We start from the raw sequence: 22192 nt of genomic DNA, 5'->3' as shown, positions 1-22192 counted from the left end.
GGTATGCTTTATCACAGATAACCGTCCATAACCCCCCTTCAAAATAGAGTGTAGAGTACATCTATTTAGGGGGGTGATAACGGAGGCTAATGTCCTGATTCACTCCACTAACAACCAGTGGAGAAGAACAGAAGCACCCACTGATTGAAGGTTCGTATTATAAATTGTGCAGTTTGTTAATGAAAGTGACGGAGGTTTTACTTTGATGAATAATCAGTCAAGTCAAAATGAGTGGAAGTTATATGAAGAAACAGTTGATAAGTTTATTCAAGTCATTGCAAAAAATATGAATCTTTATGGGATCGCACCATCAGTTGGGCGCTTATACGGTAAACTTTATTTTAATCAAGAGCCAATGACACTAGATGACATGCGTGATGCATTGGAAATGAGCAAAACCAGTATGTCTACCGGTGTCCGTGCTTTAGCCGAAATGAAAATGGTTGAACCTGCTTTTCGGAAAGGGATGCGAAAAGACTTATACAAATCTGAAGAGGATTGGTACAAATCGTTCACTTCACTTTTCGGCAATAGATGGCGTCATCATACGGAAACGAATATTGAAGAAGCAGATGAGGCGATACAAGAGTTGGAGGCTCTTTATCAACAAACTGAAGATCCGGAATTACTGCAAAAAATAACGTATGACATTGAACTTCTGCGTTATGCTCAGAACTACTATCGATGGCTGATGCGCTTTATTCAAGTCGTCGAATCTGGTGAAATCTTTAACTATGTACCGAAGGAAAATCAAAAGAACCAATAAAAAAATATGAGTATAAGAAAAAACTTGAGCATCTAAGAGCTCAAGTTTTTTCGTTTTATCACAGCTAACCGCCCGTAAAACCCCCAGCTTAAAATAGAACGTAAACCAAATCTATTTAGCTAGGCGATAACGGAAGCTAATGGCTTGATTTACTCAACTAACAATCATTGGGCGAAGAATGAAAATGCTCAATGATGAAGATTTTATTCAGCTACATTCTCATAACGACTATCTAAGTAGTCGACAATGTGAATTAAGTAACCGTCAAGCGTCAGTGGGGATCTAACGGCAGATCCCCATTCTGGTAAACCATGATGACATAAAATACAATGACTAATTTCATGGATCGCATCAATTGTTAATGTGATATTAAACTGTTCCATAAGTTTATTAAAAAGTAAAACCCCATAGGGGATATGACCAATAAGAACACCTAGGGGGTCCATTGTAATCCCTGCTTGTTTTCTTTTTTGTAAAGTTGCTTTATCTGCAGTCGGATAAAGCAGTTCAAAACCATGATATGACTTTCCAGCATGATCATACTCTAGCATTTTACCGAGATCATGAAATAATATGGATAATATCAAAACATCTCGGTTTGGTTTGATATCATAAGTCATTGCTCCCTTTGTCATTCGGTACAGGTGATCAATGGTATCATTCCAGACTGCTCGTTTAAAAGGATCTTTTTCTCCTTTATAATTTAAGTATAATTCTTTTTTATAGGCTTTTTCTACAATTTGAATTAGAGCAAATAACCCTTCAACATGCCCTTTATCATAATTAATAATATAATTCGCAAAACGCATTAAACCTACCGTATGTTTTAATAATCCTCCTAAGTAGTTGTGATGATGACTTTTAGCAGCTGGAACTATAGAAAAGTCATGCCAAAATGTTTTTAAAGTCTCAACAGCTAATTGCTGAAAGGGTTGTTTTAGTTGATAGAGATAATACAATAGTTCGATCGTTAAATCGGAATAAGATGCTGATGTATAGGGTAGAAGGGTAAAAGGATTCATATCACCATCGATAGCAGTCAATTGATTAACAGTAATTGATTTCTGTCCATTATAGGCATCAATTACACCTTGTACTTCAAATAGCGTATATTTCTCAAGTAATGGTAAGTTTTTTTCTATAGCACCTTGATTATCCCACATTTTAGCGGAAATAATCCCATTATTATTACTAAATGATAATTTTAGATATTGCTTATTCGTTCTTGTTAGCCTAACCTCGTAGTCATTGAGTAATAAATGTTCGCTAATATTAGCCCCAGCACTTTGATGATTAATATCAAATGTTTGTTGTCCATTTGGTAAGGGTGGTGCTGGAAAGTCTTTTAATATATTATCCGCTTGTTCATCATCGATATCGATCTGAATCGGTATCACGTCAAAAAAATAATGCGATTGAATTTGCATGAGCAAGTCACTCCTTCTCGTTAGCATTACTGTCATTGTACCTTAGTAAAGTTGAATTGAATACCCATTTTTTGTTCGGAAAACTTCTGCCTCAAAATAGAGAACAAAGATCATCTATTTAGGAGGGAGCTAACGAACGCTAATGACCTAACGACTAATCAGTGGGTAGGTAAGATCGTAGCCTAAAACCGCCACGTCCTGTGACAACGTCTGCATGACCTACATCCTGTAAGACTCTCCGCCCACTGATTGAAAGTTCGTACGATGTTTATCTCTAATAAGCAATGCCAATTCTATTAAGTAATAATTGAGTTTAGAACTGAAAAAACACAGCTTTGTTTGGGTGAGGCAATGCAAATAAGATAAGTCATTATCTTATACAGTGCTACACCAAAGCGGTAAGCTGTGTCCTTTTCTCTGTTGTTAAAGATAAAATCCCTCAGTGAGAGGGATTTTACTAGATTGATTAACCTTAATATTATTAAGGTAGTTTATTCTTCTTCTTCTTCTACTTCAATTGCTGGTTCTGATTCTGATTCAAACAATGCTTCAAATTCTTCAATATTAACTTGAATATTGCTATCTTCTAATAATGCATTCATTTTGTTCATTGCGCCCTCTTGATCTGCCATTGCTATTGGTGTAGCGATGTCTCTTCGGATGGAAGCACGCATATCTTCTAGATCAGGTAGCTCAGTTTCACTTTCGCGTATATCCGTTACCTTAATGATATGCCAGCCATAATCAGAATTCACGGGTTCACCAATTTCATCTACACCTAAGCTATATGCTTTATCTTCAAAATCACTTACCATTTGACCGGCAGAGAAGTAACCAAGGTTACCACCCTCAGCTGCTGATTGCGTATCGGTTGAATGCTCTTCGGCTAGTTCTGCAAAGTCAGCACCATCCATAAGTTGATCATATAAATCATTTGCTAGCTCTTCGTCTTCAACTAAAATATGAGACGCTTCAATTTCATTTGATAGTCGTTGATAATATTGTTCGATTTCTTCATCTGATACTTCTATATCTTCAGTGATAGCTTCTGTTTGAAGGATTTGAAATCTTAGATTTTCTCGGAAATCTTCTTCATCTTGAAAATTATTTGTTTGTAATACCATTTCAAATGATTCGCCGTACTCTTCTTTTAGCTTGTCGACTTCTTGATCAATTTCAGATTCATCAATTTCATATCTATCTTCTAATATCTTTAAGTAAACCATGTTCTGGATGACAGATTCACCGGCTGTGCTCTTTAATTCCTCATAAAATTCTTCCTTTGAAATATTACCTTGATCCATCTCAACAACTACTTCTGAGTCATCAGAAGAGCATGCAGCTAAACCTACGAATGTAGCTGTAAGTGTTGCTACGATAGCTAATTTTTTCATTTTGTAACACTCCCACTTTATTCAGACTCACTTGTCTATTATTTTATTCTCAAATGTTAATATAACATAGTTTTTTATCTAATAGAGCATTCAAATTAAAAATTCCTATGTTTTTACATAATTTTAGTGAGTTAGGTTATTTTAAATGGGAATTAATAATTATAACCCAACTTTCGCATACTGAAAATAGTCATTCAACCTTCTCATACGTTTAAACAATATTTCATTCCGAAAAGCAATGGATTCGCTTTTCGCGGGGATGGCTTCAGCTAACTTGAGTCGCAAAGATCACGCCTCAAGTGGATCTTCAGCTCATCCTATTCCCGCAGAAGTCTTCGCCATTGCTTATCTTCACTTAGACTGGTGGTTCATACTAAATGCGTAACCCCGACCGCACGAAATAAAGTGAAAAAGATGTGACGCTACTAGCATAAGAAGTTTCTTATTCCGAAACGCCATTCCGCTGTCTTCATAATCTAGATGGTGTAAATCTAATTTTCGATTTATGATAAACTTTTCGTTTGACGCGCAGGTGAGATATGTTCCGTTTTCCATGGGCGTGACTTGAGCTAACATGACATTCCAATCAGTGGATGTCTATATTCAAAGGCAACGCTTATATTTACTATGAGGTTTACCTTTATACTTTCTTGGTGAAACCGAAAATGTTGAGTTATAATTTAATCTGATCAGGGACTAACTCGTCTTCTAAGCACATTAGAAAAGTTGCATATTATCAAAGAAATTTACGTGCAAAGCATAAGAAACGCCAACCCATTTGCTCAAGGATGAGCGAATGAATTGGCTTTTTAAAGTTTGTTTTGGTCTACTAACATATGATTGGTTTCTTCTTTTACACAATGAAAGGTTGTTTCGATTAGAGCGTGAAAAGTAATCATATGCGCTAGTTTTTCTTCAATCAACTCGCCTTGTGGACGTTTATTTACGTGTTCTTTAAGCTGATCAAGGGAACGCTTTTGTAAATTGATGTGTCCAATCCATTTATCAAGGTACATGTGCATAAAGCGATGAAACAAATCATCTTCGGCAGCGTAAAGATCTTTTCTGACTCCTTTTTTCCATACTTGTTTGACTAGATTTAGATCGGATAAATTACGGATCCCCGTGTTCACGGAAGTTTTACTTTTGCCAGTTGTTTGACTCATCTCGTCTAAAGTCATTGGTCGGTGGTTTAAATAGAGGGTAGTAAATAACCGAGCATCTGCGGGTGAGAGACCAAACATCTCAATGGTCTTTGAGAATTCATGAATAAGATTATCTGTGATGGTTTGCTCCGATGTCATGGTGAATCTTGCTCCCTTCTCGATTAGATGATGAACTTATAACATAGCTTACACAAGTTTTGCTTAAATTGGAAATGTGGAATTGGCTAGTAAATTAAAGCTATCTGCCGTTATTCTAAGTAAAAAACTTATATGTTTCGTACAGTTTAAACTGTACGTAAAATATGTCCGAAATTAAGTGATTTCATTGTTTGAATGATCATGCTAAATCAGGGTATAGTATTAAGGTAGCTAAATATGGGATGATCGCGCATTTAAATGACAAATATATAGTGATTGAATCATTATGAAGGTATTTGTGAATATTTAGTATTTATTGAATTAAGAGAGGTGAACGCAATGCCAATCATAGAAGTGGAAAATTTGTCAAAGATATTTGGTAAAAACGTTAAAGAATCTTTGCAACTTTTAGATGATGGTAAGAAGAAAGACGAAATTTTGAAGCAAACAGGGGATACTGTTGGAGTTAACCGTGTTTCATTTGAAGTAGAACAAGGTGAAGTGTTTGTTATTATGGGTTTATCAGGTAGTGGTAAGTCCACATTAATTCGGTTAGTCAACCGTTTAATCGAACCTACTGAAGGTAGTGTAATGATTGATGGAGAGAACTTAGCGACTATGAATAAAGAAGATTTACGTCGTGTTCGACGAGAAAAGCTCAGTATGGTGTTTCAAAACTTTGGATTGTTTCCATTTCGAACAATTTTAGAAAATGCGGAATATGGTTTAGAAGTCCAAGGGATTGATAAAAAAGAACGCGCTGAAAAAGCTAAAAATGCTTTAGATTTAGTCGGTTTAGGGGATTACATAAATCAATATCCTAAACAATTATCTGGTGGTATGCAACAACGTGTGGGTTTAGCGCGTGCACTTGCAAATGACCCAGAAGTGCTGTTAATGGATGAAGCTTTTTCAGCTTTAGATCCATTAATTAGAAAAGACATGCAAGATGAACTTTTAGAGCTACAACAAAAAATGAAGAAAACCATTCTCTTTATTACGCACGATTTAGATGAAGCATTACGTATAGGTGATCGAATTGCTTTAATGAAAGATGGTGTAATTGTTCAAATCGGTACACCTGAAGATATCTTAGTTAATCCAGCTAACGATTATGTTGAGCGATTTGTTGAGGATGTAGACAGATCAAAAGTTTTAACAGCCGAAAACATTATGCGACGTCCTGAAACGATTAATATTGATAAACACGGCCCGCGTGTTGCATTAGAACGTATGGGTGAAGAAGGACTATCAAGTATTTACGTAACGGATAATCAGCGGATGTTAAAAGGATACGTGACAGCAGAGGACGCTGCAAGGGCACGTAAAAATGAGATTCGTAATCTAAATGAAATTTTGAAAACCGACGTTCCAACCGTTGAACGTGATAAACCAATGCAAGAAATTTTTGAGATGATTTATGATTCTCCGATCCCAATTGCTGTTGTGGACAACGGAAAATTAGTTGGCATTATTATAAGAGGTTCAATACTAGCTGCTTTAGCTGGTGAAAGTGAGGTGCAAATTAATGTTTGATTTTCTACCACAGATCCCGTTAGCGGATTGGGTCGATGACTTTACCGTTTGGATAACAAATACATTTTCATTTATTTTTAATCCGATTCGAAACCAATTTGGTGACTTTATGTCATGGACAGCTGATCAATTGGCATCGATTCCTCCAGTAATTGTTATTTTACTTGTTGCTGTTTTAGCATTTTTTATAACGGGAAAACGATATGGTTTAGCTATATTCTCAATCGTAGGTCTAGTATTGGTTTACAATCAAGGATTATGGGATGAGTTAATGAATACATTTACTTTAGTCCTTATTTCAAGTTTATTATCTGTTATTATCGGAGTGCCGGTAGGTATTCTTATGTCAAAAAGTAAAGTAGTTGAAGCCATTATGCTTCCAATATTAGATTTTATGCAGACAATGCCGGCATTTGTCTATTTGATTCCGGCTGTTGCTTTCTTTAGTATTGGTATGGTTCCAGGGGTGTTTGCCTCATTAATTTTTGCAACACCACCAACTGTTCGATTTACGAACTTAGGTATTCGTCAAGTATCAACTGAACTTGTAGAAGCAGCCGAAGCCTTTGGTAGTACAGGCTTCCAGCGCTTATTTAAAGTAGAATTGCCAATGGCAAAAGGAACCATCATGGCTGGTATTAACCAAACAGTTATGTTAGCATTGTCAATGGTAGTTATTGCATCGATGATTGGTGCGCCTGGTTTAGGAAGACCGGTTCTGTCTGCACTTCAACGAGCTCAAGCAGGTCCAGGTTTTGTTGCGGGGCTATCAATTGTTATTTTAGCAATTATCATTGACCGCATTACGCAGAATTTAAATAAAAGTAAAGCTTAATTGTATTGGCAACCTTATGAATATAAGGTTTACCATAGATAAATCAAAGAAAAGGGGAGACGTTTAAATGTTAAAATTAACATGGAAACATTTAGGTTTAGTATTAGTTCTAGCTGTATCACTTGTTCTTGCTGCATGTGGTGACGCTGGAGATGATGGAGATGATGCTGCAGATGGAGACGAGGGTGCTGCCAATGGTGCAGATTTAGGGGAGACAGATATTGAGCTTGTCTATGTAGAATGGGACACGGAAATTGCTTCTACAAATGTGATTGCTCATGTTTTAGAATCTCAAGGTTACAACGTCGAAGTTACACCACTTGATAATGCAGTGATGTGGCAATCTGTTGCAACAGGTGATGCAGATGGTATGGTAGCAGCATGGTTACCAAACACACACGGTGAACTTTATGAGCAATATCAAGATCAGCTTGTGTCATTAGGTCATAATTTAGAAGGCGCTAGAATTGGTTTAGTTCTACCGGAATACATGGAAGACGTTAATTCTATTGAAGACCTAGTTGATGCAACGGATGAATTTGATGGAACGATTACAGGTATCGAGCCTGGTGCTGGTGTTGTTCAAAGTGCAGAGAATGCTGTAGAAGATTATGGTCTTGACGGATGGTCTGTTGAAACGTCTTCAAGTGGTGCGATGGCAACTGCTTTAGGCGAAGCTTATGGGAATGAAGAGCCGATCGTTGTCACAGGTTGGTCACCACACTGGAAATTTGCTGAATATGATCTTAAATATTTAGAAGATCCAGAAGGTTCATTTGGTGATGCTGAGACTATCGATACAATGGTTCGTGAAGGATTTGAACAAGATAGTCCAGTTGCTTATCAAATTTTAGATCAATTTTATTGGGAACCAGCAGACTTAGAAGCTGTAATGGCTGATGTTTATGCAGGTACATCTCCAGAAGATGCTGCAGCTGCTTGGGTTGAAGACAACCAAGACAAGGTTGATGAGTGGTTAGCAGGTATTGAATAATTTAATTTAATGGGGTGAAGCTATCTATGAATAGGTAGCTTCACTTTTTTTGTCCAGAATGTGAAGAGAGCATAATTGAAGCTATCGCCTGTTAAAGTTTAATTGAAAAGGAGTGTATCATTATGCTAGAGAAGGTAACCAAACTAAATGTATTACTCATTTTATCTGTTTTTGCCATCTTCCTTGCGAGTTGTGGGACTACTGATGATGTGAAGGATGATAACGTGGGTGCGTTGATTGACTATACCATTACAGGAATTGAACCGGGTGCGGGTACGACGACATTAGCTAGAGAGGCGTTAGAAGAATATGAAAATTTGACTGAATATACATTAGAAGAATCTTCCACGGCAGCTATGTTAGCTGCATTAAATGAAGCTATTGCTCAAGATGAGCCGATTGTTGTCACGGGTTGGACGCCTCATTGGAAATTTGCGATGTATGATTTGAAATTTTTAGATGATCCAAAAGAAACTTTTGGTGGTGTCGAATCGATTCATACCATGACAAGGCAAGGACTTGAAGAAGATATGCCTGAAGCCTTTACTATTTTAGATCGTTTTTATTGGGAAGTTGATGACATGGAACAAGTGATGTTGATGACGCATGAAGATGGTTTGTCGTTTGAAAAAGCGGCTAAAGTCTGGATTGAAGAGAACGAAGAAATCGTTTCAGAATGGACCGATGATGTTGAACAAGTTAATGGGGAGTCTTTTGAACTGGTATTGACACCTTGGGATACGGAACTAGCTTCTGCAGCTGTATTATCAGAAATATTAAGTCGTCAAGGATATCAAGTGACTGAAACACCGGTTGATCCATCTGTTATGTTTCAAGCGTTAGCATCTGGTGATGGAGATGCTTCAGCAGCACCTTGGTTACCAGCAACACACGCAGCTTTCTATGAACAATATCAAGATGAAATTGTAGATCTAGGTGCAAATTTAGAAGGAGCAAAGATAGGGTTTGTTGTCCCATCTTATGTAGATATCGAATCGATTGAAGACTTGGAATCAACCGATTAATGATAAAAACCCCAACAAGAAGGCAATTGATTTATCATAGCTAACCGTCTGTAACATGCTAACCCAAAATAGATGACAAAGGTAAATACGCAATCCGCCCTTATTCAATATGAATAAGGGCGGATTTATTAGAGCTAAGGCAAAGATTATCAATTGTTATTGTTCAGTGGCCTGTGTTTGTTCTTCTAGCTCTTTTAAGCGATCTTCAATTTGTGTTAAGTAAAGTTGAATATTTTTTTGGTGGGGTTCAATCGTGTTTTTCCAGCTTTCAACTGAATGTTTCATATCTGCTGAAAGTTCTTTGATCAGTGCTGCACCCTCTTTAGATGTATTAATAATTTGGTCTGATAAAACCTTTCCACTGACTTTTACTTTTTCCAAAGAATGCTTGACACTTTCTGCATGGTTTTTAATATCTTCACGTGTTTCTTGACCGGATTTTGGTGCGCTTAATAAAGTAGCGGCTGCACTAACAACCCCTCCAGCTAGTATTCCAAGTAGTAATGATTTACTGTTAGTCATCGCTTACACTCCTTTCTCCTCTATTCTATTATCTTCTCTTTATTTCTTCTGGTCAAACATAATTTATTTAAAAAATTTGAAAAATGCGTTTTTGCTTATCCTGTAGCCAGTTGGTTCGGTTTTTTTACAGATAATCGTTCGTAAGCCTCTTGTCAAAATAGAGAACAGAGTTAAATCTATTGAGGTGAGTAATAACGGACGCTAATGCCCTGATTCATCAACGAACAAGCCGTGTGAGAAGCACGAAACTGCCCACTGATTGAAGGTTCGTTTTATTGTACGCTGTTTTAGCAATTTCACTATGCTGGATATAAAAAAATCTCCCTTATGAAAAAGGAGTTTTTTTAGCTTACGTTAAACGACAGAACATATTATCTCAAGCTATTATGTCTTATTCAGTTATTTTATAGCAAAAGTAAAATGAGAACGTTGTAATATATTTTGGATGATTGGATAGAGAATAATGGTAAAAATCACATTAAACAAAACTGCAGGTAAAACAACCCCGATAAATAAGGCGATAAAAGATCCTTCCATTAAACCAATGACATATAGAGCCATGGTTAAGAAGATTGCACCACTTGCTGCTGTGCCAATGGCAGTTAAAATAGGTGCGGTTATCTTCATATTAATCTGTTTAGGAATGATTAATAACAATACAAAAAAGATAAAAGCTGTGATGGGTTTCTCAACAAGGTTGGATATTTGACCTCCCGGTGCACTTGTGGTTAAAGCTGAAATAACGCCTGTAGCCAAACTTAACACAAGAACATACTGGATTTTTGGAAACAAAAGTATCCCAAGAAACATCATGGGTAGCATAATGTCAGGTTTCATCCCAAACAAAATCGGTGGGGCAACCATATGCAACACAGCACCTATCCCCATAAATAGTGCCATTAATACGAGTTCTTTTGTTTTCATTCTCGTCTCTCCTCTACTCAACATTTTCTCTTCCACTTGTGCACTTATTGCCAAATGCGAAGGATTTTAAATAGTATAACATATTCCACCGTGTTGTAAATGTTAAATATTATTCGCAATTGTTGCTGCTATTTCGGCTAAATCGTTGCTCGTGTACTGATCATTGTGTGTAATCCAATTTGGATTAAAGCCATCATGCTCATCATATCTAGGAATTAAATGAAGATGCAAGTGGAAGACGGATTGGCCGGCCGCTTCACCTGTGTTACTTAATACATTAATACCAGCTGGACTAAAGGCTTTGTTAATAGCATTAGCAACCATCGGTACTTTAGCAAACAAATGACTTGCTATTGCTGAACTGGTTTCAAATATATTTTTCGTATGTGTTTTAGGAATGATAAGGGTGTGTCCTTTTGTTACTTGACTTATATCAAGAAAGGCATAAACTTCCTCATCTTCATATATTTTAGCTGATGGAATTTCTCCATTAATGATTTTACAAAAGATACAATTGGACGCTATCATAACATTCACTCCTCTAATTCGTTTGAGCCTATTTTATCATTAATGACTGATAGATGGCAAAATATCTCCCGCTTAACATTTGCATTCATACTAAAAGATGGTAAAATTCAAATAGACATGAGTGTTTATCACAACTAACGGATGCTAATGTCCTGATTCATTTAACGACCAATCAGCGGGTGGGTAAGATCGTAGACTAAACCGCCACGTCTTTAAGAAGGATTACAGACTAAGACCGCCACGTCCTGTGGCAACGTCTGCATGACCTACATCCTGTAGGCCCACGTCTGCATGACCTACGTTCTGTAGCCCTCCGTCCACTGATTGAAGGTTCACTTTACGGATTTGATTCATATAGGAGGAATGACTAGCCATGACAGCCTTATTACATATTGAAGAGCTAACGGGTGGTTATACACAAAAAGATGTATTGCATGGGGTATCATTTGAAGTTAAACCAAAAGAAATTGTTGGCATGATTGGTTTGAACGGTGCTGGTAAGAGTACAACCATTAAGCATGTAATTGGTTTGATGCAACCGCGCGCTGGTCAAATTAAATTATCCGGTCAAACCTATCGTGAAGCGCCAGACTATTATCGCACCCAGTTTGCTTATATTCCAGAAATGCCTTTGTTATATGAGGAATTAACGTTATATGAGCATTTGAAAATGATGGCAATGGCTTATCAATTAGACCAAAAAACATTTGAAATGCGCTTACCCCCTTTGTTAAAAGCCTTTCGTCTAGAAAAAAAACTGAAGTGGTTTCCTGTTCATTTCTCAAAAGGGATGAAACAAAAGGTCATGATTATGTGTGCTTTTCTCATCGAGCCCCCCTTGTATATTGTCGATGAACCGTTTGTTGGTTTAGATCCTTTAGGTATCCAAGCTTTTTTAGATTTAATGGTAGAGCAAAAACAAAAAGGTGCAGGTATATTGATGTCAACACATATATTAGCAACAGCTGAACGTTATTGTGACCGGTTTATCATTTTACATGATGGGATGATCAAAGCATCGGGAACGATTGACCAGTTGCGTAAACAATTTGCAATGCCTGCGGCTACTTTAGATGATCTCTATATTCAATTAACAAAGGAAGGTTGACACAATGATTGATAGTAAAACATTGTTTGAAAGCCGTATTCGTGCCCATTTAAAAGAAACGGTTCGTTATTTGCAATATATTTTTAACGGTCATATTGCTATTGCCTTGCTTTTTCTAATTGGAGCGGGTGCTGTTTTTTATCAACAGCTGCTTGCGGATTTACCCGACGATTTTCCAACGATTTTAGTTATTAGCATTGCTTTTTCAATGGTTGTATTATATAACCCGATTCAGAATTTCTTAAAAGAAGCGGATATGGTTTTTTTATTACCTGCTGAAAGTCAGTTGAATCGTTATTTTAATTATACACTGGCCTATAGCTTTCTGATTCAACTCTATCTCGTCGCATTGGTTGCTGCTTTATTAGCCCCTCTTTTTCAAACAAGTTATCCAGCACAATCATATAGTGGTTTGTTGGTATTATTTGTTTTATTTAAAGCTTGGCACTTTATGATGACTTGGTGGTCGCTAAGATTGAGAAGTAAACACTGGCGATTTTTAGATAAGGTTAGTCGATTTGTTATTCAATTTTTCATTTTCTATAGTTTTATTGGTAACTTTGTTTGGTTACTGGTGATTTTTTCATTGCTACTATTTACGTTGTTTTTGTACTTATATGTACGTACACATCGTCATTTACTGGCGTGGGATCAACTGATTGCAATGAATCAGCAACGGATGCAGAGCTTCTACCGTTTAGCCAGCATGTTTACCGATGTCCCCCATTTTAAAGCATCTGTGAAAAAGAGAACATGGTTAGTTCGTTTAGCAACCCAATCGATCGCATTTCGGCAGGAAGAAACGTATAATTACTTATATCGGATTACTTTTATACGATCAGCAGATTATTTAGGCATTTATTTACGATTGACTGCAATTTGTGGGGTAGTATTGCTTTATTTAACGTATCTTCCATTCATTTTAATGATAAGCGTCTTATTTCTTTATTTAACTGGCATTCAACTTATTTCACTTTGGTATCATCATCGGACAAGCTTATGGATTGATCTTTATCCCGTTGCAAATGGGATGCGTAAGCAGGCATTTGTTCATGTTGTTGAGCGCTTGTTATTTGGTCAGCTTTTCGTATATCTAGTGATCGCTGTATTGTTGACTGACTGGTTTGGGTTTGCCTCAATATTTTTAGTGGGAACTGTCTTTATTATAGGTTTCTCACGTATTTATATGATAAAAAAAATCGCCAGAAACTAGCGGCTTTAATAGGTAGGAGCGGGTATCGAGGGACTCCATTTACCGGTACCGACTAGAAGTTAGAACAGTTAGGTGCGTGCACATCCGCAGCGTGATACCTTTAAGTCAAGTAAGTCATTATAAAATGCATGTATTTAGTAAAGCAAAAGGAATCCAGTATCGACTGAATTCCTTTTTTTATTTTTGCTGGGCTTTATTCCAGGCTTATTGTTTTGGCTAGATAAACTAAAAGGTAAAGGCTTAATAGCATAAAAAAGATCTCACATGTTATTGATAGTGTTTAATCAGCTGTAAAAAGGTTTTTACTGCAATAACCATGGCTCGTTCGTCAAAATCAAACTTTGGATGGTGATGTGGTTGGAAGTTTCCTTCTATTTGTGCACCTGTGAAGAAAAAGGCGCCAGGTTTCTCTAATAAATAATAAGAAAAGTCTTCACCGGTCAATGTCGGTTGACTGAACTCGGCTGTAGTGACCTCATCAACTTTATTAGCCGCTTCAAGAACGAGATTTGCTTCGTGTTGATGATTAACAACTGGTGGATAGCCTTTAATATAATCAAATTGATAATCCGCTTGATAACCGTGACAGGTCCCTTTGATTATTTGTTCCATTTCGTTAATGATTTGGTCTTGAAGTTCGGCATCAAATATTCTAACGGTCCCATCAAGGATGGCTTGGTCGGCAATGATATTGAAGGAATCACCAGCTTGAAATTTACCGATCGTTAAAACAGATGTATGAAGTGGATTTATTCGTCTGCTAATAATTTGTTGTAGGTTATTAACAAGTTGCGAGCCGATAACTACCGCATCTTTTGTTTCGTGAGGCATTGCACCATGTCCACCTTGCCCCTTAACGGTTATCGTAAATTTGTCTGCACCTGCCATAAACGCTGCTGGTGATGTTTGCACCGTACCTAGTGGTGTACTTGACCACAGGTGTGTACCAAAGACGACATCAACGTTTGCTAACGCACCAGCTTCGATCATTGATTTCGCTCCTCCAGGCGTTAACTCTTCTGCATGTTGATGAATGAATACGATTGTACCTGATAAATCATTTTCTATTTCTTTTAATAGTTTAGCGACGGTTAACAAAATCGATGTATGTCCGTCGTGCCCACAAGCATGCATAACACCTTGGCGTTTAGATTTATAAGGGACATCTTTTTGGTCTTGGATCGGCAAGGCGTCAAAATCGGCTCTGAGCGCTATGGTTTTTCCTGGTTTCTTCCCCTCAAGTGTTGCCACTATTCCTGTTCCACCAACGTTCTTTTGGTATGGGATGTTTAATTGATCATAATATGATGCGATATATGTTGCTGTTTCATATTCTTGAAAAGATAGTTCGGGATGTTGATGGAGGTGTCGTCTCATCGCTACCATCTCATCATAGTGTTGATCAACTTCCTTAAATAATTGTTGCCACATATCGACTTCCTCCTTTGATTAATATGACTATTATAGCACATATCCAACTTAAGGCGGAGAGGAAACCATGCTTACGGTCGTTACGGTTAGTGGTATAATGAGTATAATAAGAAGAGTAGAAACTAATAAAGCGTTATTTAAATAAATATCGATTGATGAAAGGTTGAGTGAAGATGAGACAACGTTTCTTTCGTAATGTCTTTGCAATAAGTATTATTCTGCTGGGGATTTTTTTAGTTTTTGTTAATATAGGCGTACTAACGTGGTCGTTGAGAGATTGGTGGCATTATATTTATCCAAGCTTTTTCATATTACTTGGAGTTAAATGGATATACCAAGCGTTTAAGGGGTTAAATGGATTTGGCACCCCTGTTTTTCTTGTTATTTTTGGTAGTTTACTATTATTAGATCAATTTACTTATCTAACATTTGGCTTTTGGGATGTTTATAAATTATGGCCCCTCATTCTCATTTTTGTCGGTTTGCGTTTTTTAGGGTGGCCCCGTAAGCATAAAAAGCCATTTAAATTTGTTTATGATTCGCATTCCCGTGAAGAGGATGATCAAAAGCCTAAATATAGTAAGTTTATCGTCGGTGAGTATAGTTATGATACACCGAATTGGAAAGTTGAACCCATTCAGCTGTGGAATGCCGTCGGTGATTATACATTGGACTTTACCAAGGCTTTTATTCCCGATCAAGACACACCGATTACGATCCATGGTCTAGCAGGTGATATTAAGATTATTATTCCTGACCACGTAGATTTTTATGTTAAAGCATCGGTTAAGGCGGGAAATATTTCTGTTCTTGATAATGGATCAGAGGGGATTAATCGAATATTATCGCACAGTACACCAGGATATGATGAGGCCACTAGGAAATTAACGTTTGATTTAAAATTAAAGGCTGGGTCGATACGAATCGATCGAATTTAGAGGGGGGCGCTTATTTTGTACTATAAGCTCAATTCAATCCGCTATCGATTTATTCAAGCACAGCTTTACACGATATTATTCACTTCATTAGTTATGCTTGTCATTCTAACAATCATAGATGTTATCTTTAATCCGATTTGGCTGAGTCAGCTAAATATCGTCTTACTTTCCGGGACGTATTTCTTTCTTGGGTCATTGATTGCTGTTTTGATTGGCTTTCGATCAAGTGGTCATTTGAAATCAGAAATTGATGATTTATCTGTTATGATTATGCAGTTGTCACGTGGCAATTATCGTTCGCGCTTTAATTATGAAACAGACGGTGAAATTGCTCGGATTGGTACTGAGCTAAATGATTTAGCAAAAAAACTTGATGATCAAGTCCGTTATTTGCAACGTTTAGCTGATGAAAAAGCAGCTTTTGCTGAATCGGCTCATAAAATGGCAACGATAGAGGAAAGACAGCGTTTAGCAAGGGATTTGCATGATTCCGTTAGTCAACAGCTTTTTGCATTAACAATGATGTCTAAAGCGGTGTTAAGAACATTAGAGAAAAATCCTGAAAAGGCACGCGCTCAGATGGTGGAAGTGGCCGAGTCAGCAATGAAAGCCCAAACAGAAATGCGCGCATTGTTATTACATTTACGCCCCATCCATTTATCCGATCAGTCTTTGCGCGATGGGATATCAAATTTAATTGCTGAACTTAAAACCAAATGTGCGATTGAATTTAATATGAAGATGGATGATATTGAGCATTTACCTAAGTTTACTGAAGAACATTTATTTCGCATTATACAAGAAGGATTGTCAAATATATTGCGTCATGCTAATGCGACTAAAGTAAAGATTCTACTCTTGCAAGAAGCACAGCATATATTTGTCCACCTAGCTGATAATGGCAAAGGTTTTGATTGGGATTTGGCTGATCAAAAACAAACTTCCTATGGCTTGAAAACGATGCGTGAAAGAAGTGAAGAAATAGGTGGGCAGTTTATTTTAAGAACGAAACAGGGAGAAGGGACATATATAGACATTCGGGTTCCGTATCAATGTCAGGAGGAAATAAAATGATACGTATTGTTGTCGTTGATGATCATGATGTGGTTAGAAAAGGTGTCATTGCTTACTTAGAAACAGAGGAAATGTTTGATATTGTCGGGGAAGCTAATAATGGCAAAACAGGTATTGAGAAAGTTTTAGTTGAGAAACCAGATGTTGTATTGATGGATTTGATGATGGAAGATGGGAATGGTATTGATGCAACAAAAGTGATAAAGCAGGCGTTACCACATTGTAAAGTCATTATTTTAACGAGCTATTATGATGATGAACAAGTCTTCCCAGCTTTGGAAGCCGGTGCATTCAGTTATTTACTTAAAACCTCGTCTGCTGAGGAAATTGCTCGAGCCATTTATAAGGCACATCAAGGAGAGAACGTCATTGAAGATAAGGTTGCTCACAAAGTGATGACCCGTTTTCAGGATAAAGCACCTCAACTACATGATCAATTAACAGAAAGAGAATTAGAGGTGCTTATTTGTTTGGCTAATGGTGCGAGTAATCAAGAGATTGGTGATCAGCTTTTTATCGGGATCAAGACCGTCAAGACGCATGTGAGTAATATTTTGCGGAAGTTGGATGTGCATGACCGTACACAAGCTGCTGTTTATGCACACCGACACGATCTTTTGTAGAGGCTGTGGAAGTCAGCGATAAAATGGTTTATAAACTTTAGACAAGTTTCTAATAATCCAAATAAGTAGTTATGACTTTAGCTTTGTCCGCATTTGTCGTATAATGTTTGATTGATAGTATTGTGCTATCTTATACGAGGTGATGCTATGTGGAAAAGTTAAATAGATTGAAAGATTGTGTAATAAAAGTGGTGAAGCGTCCATGGATAAAGTGGTCGGCTTTTGTAGGCTTATCGATCCTAATACTTAGTGTAGTTGGCTTTTTATTTATTATTTATGGTGGTGGGCTTATTGTTGATGAACGAGACCTTGTTTTGCCAGCCACGACAACCGTTGTGACTGAGGATGGTGAAGCTGCTGGTCGATTGTATACGGAAAATCGTCAATTGGTTGAATTTAATCAGATCCCTGAGCACGTATGGCAGGCATTCATAGCTGTTGAGGATCAACGATTTTATAATCATGCCGGTGTTGATTTTAGAGCGGTTATGCGTGCTGTCTATCGGGACGTTATTGCTTTTGATAAAGTTGAAGGAGCGAGTACGATTACGCAGCAGCTAGCTAAAAATCTCTTTTTGGATAATCAACAATCTTGGATGAGAAAGACAAAAGAAGTCATGGCTTCTATTTATTTAGAACGTCACTATACCAAAAATGAAATACTTACCCTTTATTTAAATCAGGTTTATTTTGGACAGGGTATCTATGGGGTAGGGACAGCAGCTCATTATTTTTTTGATAAACCTATTGATGAACTTTCGATCACAGAAGGGGCGTTGCTTGCTGGAATGGTCAAGGGTCCAAATTTATATTCGCCATATAATAATGAAGAACTGGCTCTGGAACGCCGTAATCTTGTCCTTGGTCAATTGCAACGTATCGATTATTTGGAAACTGAGGAAATGTTAACGTTACAAGGTCGAACCTTAAATGTTATTGAACAAGATCAGACCGATGTGCCATGGATTGATGACTATCTTGAATTGGTGATTCGAGAAGCTGAATCATTATATCAAATTTCACGAGAGGAATTACAGCGTGGAGGCTATCAAATAACGGTGTATATGGATACTACCGCGCAGCAACATGCTTATGAACAGATTCAAGACCAGCAGTTTTTTCATGGTTCACAAGACAATGTTGAAGCAGCTTTTGTCATGATCGATCAAGAAACGGGGCAGCTAAAAGCCGTTATAGGTGGTCGTGATTATGCAATTGGCGATCAGCATCGTGCTCTATCTTTACATCAACCAGGTTCTGTTATGAAGCCGTTAGCTGTCTATGGTCCGGCATTAACAGAAGGTTATCAACCCTACATGCTGTTAGACGATTCTAAACAAGATTATGACGGTTATACGGTACGAAATATAGATGAGCAATACCAAGGTGAAGTCTCAATGCATGAGGCTGTAACCGTTTCTAAAAATACTTCCGCAGTTTGGTTACTTGATCAATTAGGCATCGAAACAAGTAAACAATATTTATCGAAAATGAATATCACACTTCCAGATGAAGGGCTTGCCTTAGGTCTTGGAGGGTTGACTGACGGTTTGACACCCATTCAAGTTGCGGAAGGTTACCTAACCTTTGCTCATAATGGAAAATGGATATCAGCGCATACCATTGCTAAAATCGAGGATCGCCACGGTCAAGTGATTGCAGAAGCTGCACCAGTTACCGAGCAAGTTTTTACTGAACAAGCCGCCTGGGACATGTTACGGATGTTAGAAAATGTTGTTGAAGAAGGGACCGGCCAAGCTGGTGAGTTTTCAAAAGCTTTAGCAGGTAAAACGGGAACTACTCAGCATCCACATGCTTTAGGTTATGCGAAAGACGCTTGGTTTGCTGGGATAACACCGGATTATGTGACAGCAGCTTGGATTGGTTATGATGTCAGTGATGCCGAGCATTATTTAACTAAAGGCAGTCAATCAGCAACTGAGTTAACCAAATCTATTTTGAATGCGATTGATCGAGATCAGTCTTTGACAGCTACTTTTACCGTACCTGATCAAGTGGAAGATTTAGCTGACCCTATTGAATTGCCACTTATTCAAGATATACAAGCCACTTATAAATGGGGAGGTTGGCGCCTTGTTAAAGGCGAGTTGAGCTGGAGTGCACCTGAAGATGAGCGGATTATTTACCAGGTCTATGAAGTCAATGAACAAGGCGAAGAGCAAATTGGTCAAGTTGAAGGTGAAGCTTCTTTTACCATTGTTGAGCCCCCTGTGTTTGGTAAGTCAAGTTATTATATCGTCCCTTATAACCCGCTAACTGGACAAAGCGGTTACCGTTCGAACATTGTTACACTGTCTTTAAGCGATTAATACGTTTTGATCTGGTAGTTGATTGGTATGGTAAACCATACGATCAACTACCTTTTTTACTTTTGGGTACGTATTTATCATAGCTAACCGTCGTAAAACGCCTGCCTCAAAATAGAGCGTAGAGCAAATCTACTTAGGTGGGAGCTAACGGATGCTAATCTCCTGATCCCACTCAGCTCCCAATAAGTGGGTGGGTAAGATCGTAGACTAAAATCGCCACGTCTGTAAAAAGGATTACAGACTAAGAGCGCCACGTCCTGTGGCCACGTCTGCATGACCTACGTCCTGTAGTCCTCCATCCACTGATTGAAAGCTCGTTTTATGTTAAACTAATTTACAGTGATGTCATTATTAATTGAGAGGAAAGGTGATAAGATGAAGGTTACAGTTATCGGTTTTTGGGGTGCTTATCCGGAACTCGGCGAAGCGACTTCAAGTTATTTGTTTGAAAAAGATGGTTTTCGACTGTTGGTTGATTGTGGTAGTGGTGCGTTAGCCCAGTTACCTAAATACATCGATCCATATGACTTGGATGCCGTTATTCTTTCACATTATCATCATGATCACAAGGCTGATCTTGGTGTGCTGCAATATCAAATGCTTGTGCAAAATTCCATACGTAAGCAGGAGAAAGTCTTGCCGATTTATGGTCACCAGCAGGACAAAACTGAATTTAATCAATTAACACATAATTATACTAAGGCAGTAGCCTACAACCCGGAAGAGTCAATAACAATTGGTCCATTTTCGATAACTTTCATGGCAACTGACCATCCGGTTCGTTGTTATGCGATGCGTATTACAGATGGTGAGAAAGTGGTTGTCTATACTGCGGATTCAAGCTTTAAGCAAGAATTTGTTTCCTTTAGTGAGCACGCTGACTTGTTAATTACGGATTGTAATTTTTATGAGGGCCAAGATGGTAAGGCGGCTGGACATATGAACAGTAAGGAATGTGCAAAGATTGCTGATCAAGCAGATGTTAACACGTTAGTCTTAAGTCATCATCCCCATTTTGGCGAGCGTGATCAGTTAGTTACAGAGGCGGAGCGTTATTTTTCGGGTCGTACACTATTAGCTTATTCTGGTTTTATATGGGAATAATCGATTCGATTGCTTTTGACAAGTTTTTCAAATACAATGGTTATAGCATTTAATTAAGGGGGAATCAGGGTGAAGTTTATCGATAATGAGGGCATTACGGACCCGTATATTAACTTAGCTATTGAGGAGTATGTACTCAATCATTTTGGCGAAGAAGATACCTATCTTCTTTTTTACGTCAATCGTCCGTCTATTATTATAGGACGTAATCAAAATACTATTGAAGAAATTAATACTAAATATGTAGATGAACAGCATATAAAAGTGGTTCGTCGTCTTTCTGGTGGTGGTGCGGTCTATCATGATGAAGGTAATTTGAATTTTAGTTTTATTACGAAAGATGACGGAAACAGTTTTCATAACTTCGCTAAATTTACAGATCCAGTTGTCCAAGCTTTAAACATATTAGGAGTGCCAGCAGAACTTAGCGGTCGCAATGATTTAGTCGCAGAAGGGCGGAAAATTTCCGGTAATGCTCAATTTACTAAGCGTGGACGTATGTTTAGCCACGGTACTTTAATGCTTGATTCTGAAATTGAGCATGTTGTCGAGGCTTTAAATGTTAATTCAGAAAAGATAAAATCAAAAGGGATTAAATCGATTCGCAGTCGCGTTGCGAATATTACTGAATTTCTTAATCAGCCCATTACGATGGAGCAATTTAAAGCCCATCTACTCAAGCATTTATTTAATGTTGATAATATAGAAGATGTACCACGTTATCAATTAACAGAAGAGGATTGGGATAATATTCATCAAATCTCTAAAGATCGTTACCAGAGTTGGGAATGGAACTTCGGTAAATCTCCAACTTTTGATATCCAAAAAACACATAAATTCCCAGCTGGTTTGGTGGATGTTCGGATGGATGTGTCAAAGGGATTAATTAAAAATTGTAAAATCTATGGGGACTTTTTTGGTGTTGGAGATATAAGCGTTGTCGAAGATAAATTAATAGGTGTGCGTTATCAAAGACAATCTCTAGCTGATGCTTTGTCTGAAATTGATGTTCCACATTATTTAGGTAAAATTACACAAGAAGAGTTAATTGACTTGATTTACTAATGGTTTGCCGTTTGACAGGATAGTAAAATATTGATGTTAATGAAATTAAAT

General features: G+C 37.6%; 20 protein-coding genes. 13 read left to right on the top strand and 7 right to left on the bottom strand.

What is annotated here, in order from left to right:
- Positions 1–205 precede the first annotated feature (205 nt).
- A complete protein-coding gene (locus B494_RS0110850; RefSeq protein ID WP_017472424.1) occupies positions 206–766 on the top strand; it encodes a GbsR/MarR family transcriptional regulator in 561 nt (186 codons plus the stop codon).
- 203 nt (positions 767–969) lie between these two features.
- Here B494_RS0110850 and B494_RS0110845 read toward each other — a convergent pair whose 3' ends face one another.
- The 3 genes from B494_RS0110845 to B494_RS19260 all read right to left on the bottom strand — a co-directional run bounded on the left by B494_RS0110845 (position 970) and on the right by B494_RS19260 (position 4891).
- On the bottom strand, positions 970–2193 hold the full coding sequence (locus B494_RS0110845) for an HD domain-containing protein (RefSeq protein WP_017472423.1): 1224 nt from the start codon (positions 2191–2193) through the stop codon (positions 970–972).
- Between the two features lie 491 nt (positions 2194–2684).
- Positions 2685–3587, bottom strand: a complete 903-nt coding sequence (locus B494_RS19265) for a peptidylprolyl isomerase (protein WP_017472422.1) — start codon at positions 3585–3587, stop codon at positions 2685–2687.
- 809 nt (positions 3588–4396) lie between these two features.
- Positions 4397–4891: a GbsR/MarR family transcriptional regulator gene (locus B494_RS19260; RefSeq protein ID WP_017472421.1), complete on the bottom strand. Its 495-nt coding sequence runs from the start codon at positions 4889–4891 to the stop codon at positions 4397–4399.
- Positions 4892–5230: 339 nt separating this feature from the next.
- On the opposite strand from B494_RS19260, the gene B494_RS0110830 reads away from it, so the two are divergent.
- The 4 genes from B494_RS0110830 (at position 5231) to B494_RS0110815 (ending at position 9281) form a co-directional block, all read left to right on the top strand.
- A complete protein-coding gene (locus B494_RS0110830) occupies positions 5231–6427 on the top strand; it encodes a quaternary amine ABC transporter ATP-binding protein (RefSeq protein WP_017472420.1) in 1197 nt (398 codons plus the stop codon).
- Positions 6420–7262: an ABC transporter permease gene (locus B494_RS0110825; protein WP_017472419.1), complete on the top strand. Its 843-nt coding sequence runs from the start codon at positions 6420–6422 to the stop codon at positions 7260–7262. The genes B494_RS0110830 and B494_RS0110825 overlap by 8 nt, the downstream gene beginning before the upstream one ends.
- A gap of 67 nt (positions 7263–7329) precedes the next feature.
- A complete protein-coding gene (locus tag B494_RS0110820; protein ID WP_017472418.1) occupies positions 7330–8256 on the top strand; it encodes a glycine betaine ABC transporter substrate-binding protein in 927 nt (308 codons plus the stop codon).
- A gap of 122 nt (positions 8257–8378) precedes the next feature.
- Positions 8379–9281 (top strand): glycine betaine ABC transporter substrate-binding protein, encoded by a 903-nt coding sequence (locus tag B494_RS0110815; protein ID WP_017472417.1) that lies wholly within the window; start codon positions 8379–8381, stop codon positions 9279–9281.
- Between the two features lie 156 nt (positions 9282–9437).
- Here B494_RS0110815 and B494_RS0110810 read toward each other — a convergent pair whose 3' ends face one another.
- The 3 genes from B494_RS0110810 to B494_RS0110800 form a co-directional block, all read right to left on the bottom strand.
- Positions 9438–9803 (bottom strand): YtxH domain-containing protein, encoded by a 366-nt coding sequence (locus B494_RS0110810; protein WP_017472416.1) that lies wholly within the window; start codon positions 9801–9803, stop codon positions 9438–9440.
- 399 nt (positions 9804–10202) lie between these two features.
- Positions 10203–10727 (bottom strand): tryptophan transporter, encoded by a 525-nt coding sequence (locus B494_RS0110805; protein WP_017472415.1) that lies wholly within the window; start codon positions 10725–10727, stop codon positions 10203–10205.
- 102 nt (positions 10728–10829) lie between these two features.
- Complete coding sequence (locus B494_RS0110800; protein WP_017472414.1) at positions 10830–11255, bottom strand: HIT family protein; 426 nt, start codon at positions 11253–11255, stop codon at positions 10830–10832.
- Between the two features lie 373 nt (positions 11256–11628).
- On the opposite strand from B494_RS0110800, the gene B494_RS0110790 reads away from it, so the two are divergent.
- On the top strand, positions 11629–12363 hold the full coding sequence (locus tag B494_RS0110790) for an ABC transporter ATP-binding protein (RefSeq protein ID WP_017472412.1): 735 nt from the start codon (positions 11629–11631) through the stop codon (positions 12361–12363).
- A gap of 4 nt (positions 12364–12367) precedes the next feature.
- A complete protein-coding gene (locus tag B494_RS0110785) occupies positions 12368–13576 on the top strand; it encodes an ABC transporter permease (RefSeq protein WP_017472411.1) in 1209 nt (402 codons plus the stop codon).
- 267 nt (positions 13577–13843) lie between these two features.
- On the opposite strand, the gene B494_RS0110780 is transcribed toward B494_RS0110785, so the two are convergent.
- A complete protein-coding gene (locus tag B494_RS0110780; RefSeq protein ID WP_017472410.1) occupies positions 13844–15007 on the bottom strand; it encodes a M20 metallopeptidase family protein in 1164 nt (387 codons plus the stop codon).
- A 173-nt stretch (positions 15008–15180) separates the two neighbouring features.
- Here B494_RS0110780 and liaF point away from each other — a divergent pair, with 173 nt between their 5' ends.
- The 6 genes from liaF to B494_RS0110750 all read left to right on the top strand — a co-directional run bounded on the left by liaF (position 15181) and on the right by B494_RS0110750 (position 22141).
- Positions 15181–15945 carry a cell wall-active antibiotics response protein LiaF gene (liaF, locus tag B494_RS0110775; RefSeq protein ID WP_017472409.1) on the top strand — a complete coding sequence of 255 codons (765 nt, stop codon included), beginning with the start codon at positions 15181–15183 and terminating at the stop codon, positions 15943–15945.
- 15 nt (positions 15946–15960) lie between these two features.
- Complete coding sequence (locus B494_RS0110770; RefSeq protein ID WP_017472408.1) at positions 15961–17019, top strand: sensor histidine kinase; 1059 nt, start codon at positions 15961–15963, stop codon at positions 17017–17019.
- The gene (locus B494_RS0110765) at positions 17016–17642 is read left to right on the top strand and encodes a response regulator (protein ID WP_017472407.1); all 627 of its coding nucleotides are present in this window, start codon (positions 17016–17018) and stop codon (positions 17640–17642) included. The genes B494_RS0110770 and B494_RS0110765 overlap by 4 nt, the downstream gene beginning before the upstream one ends.
- Positions 17643–17791: 149 nt before the next feature.
- The gene (locus B494_RS0110760; protein WP_017472406.1) at positions 17792–19972 is read left to right on the top strand and encodes a transglycosylase domain-containing protein; all 2181 of its coding nucleotides are present in this window, start codon (positions 17792–17794) and stop codon (positions 19970–19972) included.
- 375 nt (positions 19973–20347) lie between these two features.
- On the top strand, positions 20348–21076 hold the full coding sequence (locus B494_RS0110755) for an MBL fold metallo-hydrolase (RefSeq protein ID WP_017472405.1): 729 nt from the start codon (positions 20348–20350) through the stop codon (positions 21074–21076).
- A 69-nt stretch (positions 21077–21145) separates the two neighbouring features.
- Positions 21146–22141 carry a lipoate--protein ligase gene (locus B494_RS0110750; protein ID WP_017472404.1) on the top strand — a complete coding sequence of 332 codons (996 nt, stop codon included), beginning with the start codon at positions 21146–21148 and terminating at the stop codon, positions 22139–22141.
- Positions 22142–22192: the final 51 nt, after the last annotated feature.

The sequence above is a fragment of the Amphibacillus jilinensis Y1 genome (assembly GCF_000306965.1).
In the GTDB taxonomy this organism is placed as follows: Bacteria; Bacillota; Bacilli; order Bacillales; family Amphibacillaceae; genus Amphibacillus_C; species Amphibacillus_C jilinensis.
This window is presented reverse-complemented; position numbering and strand designations above follow the sequence as displayed.

What these genes read in the sequence shown, in the direction of transcription:
- B494_RS0110850 (WP_017472424.1), top strand. Translation starts at nt 206, where the DNA reads ATGAATAATCAGTCAAGTCAAAATGAGTGGAAGTTATATGAAGAAACA.
- B494_RS0110845 (WP_017472423.1), bottom strand. Translation starts at nt 2,193, where the DNA reads ATGCAAATTCAATCGCATTATTTTTTTGACGTGATACCGATTCAGATC.
- B494_RS19265 (WP_017472422.1), bottom strand. Translation starts at nt 3,587, where the DNA reads ATGAAAAAATTAGCTATCGTAGCAACACTTACAGCTACATTCGTAGGT.
- B494_RS19260 (WP_017472421.1), bottom strand. Translation starts at nt 4,891, where the DNA reads ATGACATCGGAGCAAACCATCACAGATAATCTTATTCATGAATTCTCA.
- B494_RS0110830 (WP_017472420.1), top strand. Translation starts at nt 5,231, where the DNA reads ATGCCAATCATAGAAGTGGAAAATTTGTCAAAGATATTTGGTAAAAAC.
- B494_RS0110825 (WP_017472419.1), top strand. Translation starts at nt 6,420, where the DNA reads ATGTTTGATTTTCTACCACAGATCCCGTTAGCGGATTGGGTCGATGAC.
- B494_RS0110820 (WP_017472418.1), top strand. Translation starts at nt 7,330, where the DNA reads ATGTTAAAATTAACATGGAAACATTTAGGTTTAGTATTAGTTCTAGCT.
- B494_RS0110815 (WP_017472417.1), top strand. Translation starts at nt 8,379, where the DNA reads ATGCTAGAGAAGGTAACCAAACTAAATGTATTACTCATTTTATCTGTT.
- B494_RS0110810 (WP_017472416.1), bottom strand. Translation starts at nt 9,803, where the DNA reads ATGACTAACAGTAAATCATTACTACTTGGAATACTAGCTGGAGGGGTT.
- B494_RS0110805 (WP_017472415.1), bottom strand. Translation starts at nt 10,727, where the DNA reads ATGAAAACAAAAGAACTCGTATTAATGGCACTATTTATGGGGATAGGT.
- B494_RS0110800 (WP_017472414.1), bottom strand. Translation starts at nt 11,255, where the DNA reads ATGATAGCGTCCAATTGTATCTTTTGTAAAATCATTAATGGAGAAATT.
- B494_RS0110790 (WP_017472412.1), top strand. Translation starts at nt 11,629, where the DNA reads ATGACAGCCTTATTACATATTGAAGAGCTAACGGGTGGTTATACACAA.
- B494_RS0110785 (WP_017472411.1), top strand. Translation starts at nt 12,368, where the DNA reads ATGATTGATAGTAAAACATTGTTTGAAAGCCGTATTCGTGCCCATTTA.
- B494_RS0110780 (WP_017472410.1), bottom strand. Translation starts at nt 15,007, where the DNA reads ATGTGGCAACAATTATTTAAGGAAGTTGATCAACACTATGATGAGATG.
- liaF (WP_017472409.1), top strand. Translation starts at nt 15,181, where the DNA reads ATGAGACAACGTTTCTTTCGTAATGTCTTTGCAATAAGTATTATTCTG.
- B494_RS0110765 (WP_017472407.1), top strand. Translation starts at nt 17,016, where the DNA reads ATGATACGTATTGTTGTCGTTGATGATCATGATGTGGTTAGAAAAGGT.
- B494_RS0110755 (WP_017472405.1), top strand. Translation starts at nt 20,348, where the DNA reads ATGAAGGTTACAGTTATCGGTTTTTGGGGTGCTTATCCGGAACTCGGC.